Here is a 4,549-nt window from a genome sequence, read left to right on the forward strand (position 1 = left end):
TCGCGCTCGCGGGGGCTTTCATCCTTGCTCTTTAGCCTTGCTTTGCCCCTCTCAGCAATGAATAACGTAGGGAACAACCTGTGAAGACTCAGCGCAGGTCGCGGGCCGGGTAAGAACCAAGGGCTTTTTTTCCAGAGCGTCACGAGCTGTGCGTTCTTTTTTAATTGGCGTGGAGGACTCAATGGCCCCGGAAAATGCCAAGCCCGAGCAAGACGGCGAAAAGGCCGCTTCATCCCCGGAATTAACAGCTATACCCGCCGCAAAGCACTTCCATCTTCATCTCGTCTCCGACGCTTCCGGAGAGACATTGACGACCATGGCGAAGGCGGCGGTGGTGCGTCTTCCGGGTGCCAAACCGAACCGGCACATGCACCCGCTCGTGCGCAACCCGCGTCAACTTGCCGTCGTGTTGCAGCATATCGAGGCTTCGCCGGGTATCGTTCTGTTCACGCTCGCAAATCCCCATTTGGCGGAGCTTCTGGAAAAGCGCTGCGATGAGCTTGGCGTGCCGTGCGTGCCGGTGCTCCGGCCCGTTCTGAAGGCGTTCGAGGATTATCTGAAGATGCCGTCCCGCCCGGTCGTCGCGGCGCAGCACACGCTCGACGCCGATTATTTCCGCCGCATCGAGGCGATGAACTACACGCTCGCGCATGACGACAGCCAACGCACGGACGATCTCGACAAGGCCGACATCGTGCTCGTGGGCGCAAGCCGCACCTCGAAAACGCCGACAAGCATCTATCTGGCAAACCGCGGCTACAAGACAGCGAACGTCTCTCTCGTGCCGAACATCCCGCCGCCGCCAAACCTCACGAGCCTCAAGAATGCCTTCGTCATCGGCCTCGTCGCAAGCGCGGAACGGCTTTCGGAGATCAGGCGCAACAGGTTGCTTGCTCTGAACAGCAACAATTTTGAAGATTACGTCGATACCGATGTTATAAAGAACGAAATAGCGTTCACGAAGCGGCTTTGCTCGCAAAATCGCTGGCAGTTTGTTGATGTGACGAGAAAATCGATTGAGGAAACTGCCGCTCAGATCATCGCGATCTACGAGGGTAACCGTAGCTAGAAAAAGAGCGCTTCGCTCAGGCAGGATTTCGGAAAAGGTACCTAATCGGCGCATGCAATCGGATTATCCTGAAATCATCCTCGCTTCCGCGAGCCCGACGCGCGCGGCAATCCTTGCGAGCGCGGGGCTGCGCTTTCATACGCAACCTTCGATGGTCGACGAGGCGGAGGAGCACAAGCACTTCGCCCGCAACATCGCGCCGCCCGATGTGGCGCTCGCGCTTGCGCGGCTGAAGGCGGACAACGTGCTCGAAGCGGAGCCGGGCGCGATCGTCATCGGCGCCGATCAGGTGCTCGCGGTCGGCAACGAAATCTTGCAGAAACCGAGGAGCCAGGAAGAGGCGCGCGGCCAGCTCCTGAAGCTTCGCGGCCGCCAGCATCAGCTTCACTCGGCGGCGGTGCTTCTGCATCGCGGGCATGTCGCGCAATTCGTCGACACGGCGACGCTCACGATGCGCGATTTCACCGACGACTTCCTCGACTGGTATATGGAAACGGCGGGCGAGGGCGTGCAGACATCCGTCGGCGCATATCATATCGAGGGGCTCGGCATTCATCTCTTCTCCGAAGTGAAGGGCGACTATTTCACCATCCTCGGCATGCCCATCGTTCCGCTGCTTGAGGAGCTTCGCCGCATTTCGGTGCTGAAGAGGTAGGAGGGCGGCCATGAAACGCGCCTGTGTGATCGGCTGGCCGATATCGCATTCGCTTTCACCCGTGATCCACGGCTTCTGGCTGCGCGAACACGGCATCGCGGGCGAGTATGGCAAGGCGGCGGTCGAGCCGAAGGATTTCGCGGATTTCGTTCGCGGGTTCGCGGCGGCGGGGCTTTCCGGCGGCAACGTCACCGTGCCGCACAAGCTTGAGGCGTTCCGACTTGCCGAGATGCGCGACGCGGCGGCGGAAGCCATCGGCGCTGTGAATACGCTGTGGCTCGATGGTGGAAAACTTCACGGCGCGAACACGGACGCCTTTGGTTTTCTGGCCAATCTCGACGAGCGGGCACCCGACTGGGACAAGTCGGGCGCGGCGGTGGTGATCGGCGCGGGCGGTGCGGCGCGGGCCATCGTTTGGGCGCTGATCGAGCGCGGCTTCGCCGATATCCGCATCGTCAACCGCACGAAGGCGACCGCCGACGCGCTGGCCGCCGAGTTTCCGCCCGCGACAAGCTTCGCGCTGAGCGACCTTCCGGCGGCGCTCGACGGCGCGCGTTTCATCGTCAACACCTCGACGCTCGGCATGAAGGGCCAGCCGCCGCTCGACATCGACCTGTCGCCGGTGGCCGCCGCCGCGACCGTGAGCGACATCGTCTATACACCGCTCGAAACGCCGCTTCTGGCGCAGGCGCGCGCACGCGGCCTTCGCGCGGTGGACGGTCTCGGCATGCTGCTGCATCAGGCCGCGCCGGGCTTCGAGCGGTGGTTCGGCGTGCGGCCGCGCGTCACGCCGGAGCTTCGCGCGGCGGCGCTCGAAGCCATCGCGGCACGGGAGGCAAGCGCATGATCGTCATCGGGCTGACGGGTTCAATCGGCATGGGAAAAAGTACGGCCGCGGCTTATCTGCGCGGGCTCGGCATCCCCGTGCTCGACGCCGACCGCGTGGTGCATGAGCTTTACGCGGGCGCGGCCGTGCCGCTGATCGAGGCCGCTTTTCCCGGCACGACGGCGGGCGGTGTGGTCGACCGCGCGGCGCTGGGTGCGCGCGTTCTCGGCTCGCCCGAAGCGATGAAGCGGCTTGAGGCCATCGTGCACCCGCTCGTACGCGCGGCGGAATGGCGCTTCCTTCTCGCCGAGCAGGACAAGGGCACGCCGCTCTCGATCCTCGAAATCCCGCTCCTGTTCGAGACGGGCGCGGGCGATCTGTTCGATGCCGTCATCGTGGTGAGCGCGTCGGCGGAGGCGCAGCGCGAGCGACTGCTCGACCGCCCCGGCATGACCATCGAGAAGCTCGAAGCAATCAATGCGAGGCAGATGCCCGACGCAGAGAAGCGCGCACGGGCGGATTTCGTTGTGGATACGGGCGCGGGGCTTGAGGACAGCCGCCGCCAAATCGATGCAATCTTGAAGGATATCGTCACGCGGCCGCCGCTGGCTTATCAGCGCTGGGCCGCTCTTCAAGACATCTGACGCATCGAAGGGCCAATCTGCGACCATGCGCGAACTTGTCCTCGATACCGAGACGACCGGGCTCGATCCGAAGGACGGTCACCGCATCATCGAACTCGCCTGCGTCGAACTGCACAATTACATCCCGACCGGCGTTTTCTGGCACTGGTATTTCAATCCCGAGCGTTCGGTGCCGAGGGAAGCCACCGCAATTCACGGCCTGACCGACGGCTTCCTCGCCGACAAGCCGCTGTTCGGCGCGATCGCGCCCGACATTGTCAAGGTGCTGGAAGGCGCGCGCCTTATTATCCACAACGCGTCGTTCGACGTCGGCTTTTTGAACTTCGAGTTTCAGAAACTCGGCTATCCGCCCCCGATCTCCATGGAGCGCGTGACGGACACGCTCGCGCTCGCCCGCCGCAAGCACCCCGGCAGCCCGAACAACCTCGACGCGCTGTGCCGCCGCTACGGTATCGACAACTCCACACGCACGAAGCACGGCGCGTTGCTCGATAGCGAGTTGCTGGCGGATGTGTATCTGCGGCTTATCGGAGCGGAGCAGGCGGGGCTCGATCTCGGCGCGCGCTCGGCGGAGGTTACGGTCGCGGGCCAGGCTGCGGCGGTGCAGGTGCGGCTGAAGCCGTTGCCGTCGCGGCTTACGGCAGAGGAAGCCGCCGCGCATGCCGCCTTTGTTGCGTCGCTCGGCGACAAGGCGATCTGGAAGCGCTATGGCGATGCGCTTCCGGCCGAGCCGGTGCAGACAGCGGCTTGAGTGCGGCATTTAGTCGGGCGCTGGCTGTGGTGGCTTAGCCGATCGTGGCGCGCAAAATGAGCTGGATCAATTCACTCTGTCGATGCGTGCCGGTCTTGGACATGATATGCGCCAGCCTGTTACGGCTCGTCGCGCGGGTGATGTTCAGGATTTCGGCGGATTCCTGCAAATTGTGCCCCGCAAGAAGCTCGTGAACCAGCCGCTTTTCGGCTGGCGTCAGACCGAACGCGGCCATCGCGTCGTTTGCTGCGTCTTCCACTGGCGCCTCAGGATCGGTGATCAGCACAATCGCGCGCGTCCCGATCCCGAAGGGGAAATCGGAACTTTGACCGAACGGCATAATCCTGACAATTAGAGGGTGCGACCCGTTTTCCCGTGGCACCGTAACGGTATCGCCTCGTCTGCCATTGAGTGCGAGCGCGGCTCGCACCGCCTCGCCCAGACGAGCGTCGATAATGGGACTTACCGCCGCCAGCCGTTGGTGCACAACGCGCAGGGCATCGCCATGGCGGAAAAGCCGACGCGCTGCGTCATTCTCGTAGCAAACCTTCCGGTCTTCGGAGAGAACCACCACCGCCTGGCCGAGCCTGTCCAGCGCCTGCTC

Annotated in this window: 6 protein-coding genes; 5 read left to right on the forward strand and 1 reads right to left on the reverse strand. The window is 63.5% G+C overall.

What is annotated here, in order from left to right; translation table 11 throughout:
* Positions 1-181 precede the first annotated feature (181 nt).
* Genes T281_RS16280 through dnaQ form a run of 5 tightly spaced genes read left to right on the forward strand, consistent with a single transcriptional unit; the run spans position 182 to position 3,945 of the window.
* Positions 182-1,069 (forward strand): pyruvate, water dikinase regulatory protein, encoded by an 888-nt coding sequence (locus T281_RS16280; protein ID WP_081796867.1) that lies wholly within the window; start codon positions 182-184, stop codon positions 1,067-1,069.
* Positions 1,070-1,121: 52 nt separating this feature from the next.
* Complete coding sequence (locus tag T281_RS16285) at positions 1,122-1,724, forward strand: Maf family protein (RefSeq protein WP_037241953.1); 603 nt, start codon at positions 1,122-1,124, stop codon at positions 1,722-1,724.
* A 10-nt stretch (positions 1,725-1,734) separates the two neighbouring features.
* Positions 1,735-2,571, forward strand: coding sequence for a shikimate dehydrogenase (locus tag T281_RS16290; protein WP_037241956.1), 837 nt, complete (start codon positions 1,735-1,737; stop codon positions 2,569-2,571).
* Positions 2,568-3,194 (forward strand): dephospho-CoA kinase, encoded by a 627-nt coding sequence (gene coaE / locus T281_RS16295; protein ID WP_037241958.1) that lies wholly within the window; start codon positions 2,568-2,570, stop codon positions 3,192-3,194. The genes T281_RS16290 and coaE overlap by 4 nt, the downstream gene beginning before the upstream one ends.
* A gap of 25 nt (positions 3,195-3,219) precedes the next feature.
* Positions 3,220-3,945 (forward strand): DNA polymerase III subunit epsilon, encoded by a 726-nt coding sequence (gene dnaQ, locus T281_RS16300; RefSeq protein WP_037241960.1) that lies wholly within the window; start codon positions 3,220-3,222, stop codon positions 3,943-3,945.
* 34 nt (positions 3,946-3,979) lie between these two features.
* Here dnaQ and T281_RS19200 read toward each other — a convergent pair.
* The coding region (locus T281_RS19200; RefSeq protein ID WP_162173203.1) for a helix-turn-helix transcriptional regulator at positions 3,980-4,549 on the reverse strand (570 nt) is incomplete at its 5' end.

The sequence above is a fragment of the Rhodomicrobium udaipurense JA643 genome (genome assembly GCF_000636015.1).
Lineage (GTDB): Bacteria > Pseudomonadota > Alphaproteobacteria > Rhizobiales > Rhodomicrobiaceae > Rhodomicrobium > Rhodomicrobium udaipurense.

What these genes read in the sequence shown, in the direction of transcription:
- T281_RS16290 (WP_037241956.1), top strand. Translation starts at nt 1,735, where the DNA reads ATGAAACGCGCCTGTGTGATCGGCTGGCCGATATCGCATTCGCTTTCA.
- T281_RS16285 (WP_037241953.1), top strand. Translation starts at nt 1,122, where the DNA reads ATGCAATCGGATTATCCTGAAATCATCCTCGCTTCCGCGAGCCCGACG.
- coaE (WP_037241958.1), top strand. Translation starts at nt 2,568, where the DNA reads ATGATCGTCATCGGGCTGACGGGTTCAATCGGCATGGGAAAAAGTACG.
- dnaQ (WP_037241960.1), top strand. Translation starts at nt 3,220, where the DNA reads ATGCGCGAACTTGTCCTCGATACCGAGACGACCGGGCTCGATCCGAAG.
- T281_RS16280 (WP_081796867.1), top strand. Translation starts at nt 182, where the DNA reads ATGGCCCCGGAAAATGCCAAGCCCGAGCAAGACGGCGAAAAGGCCGCT.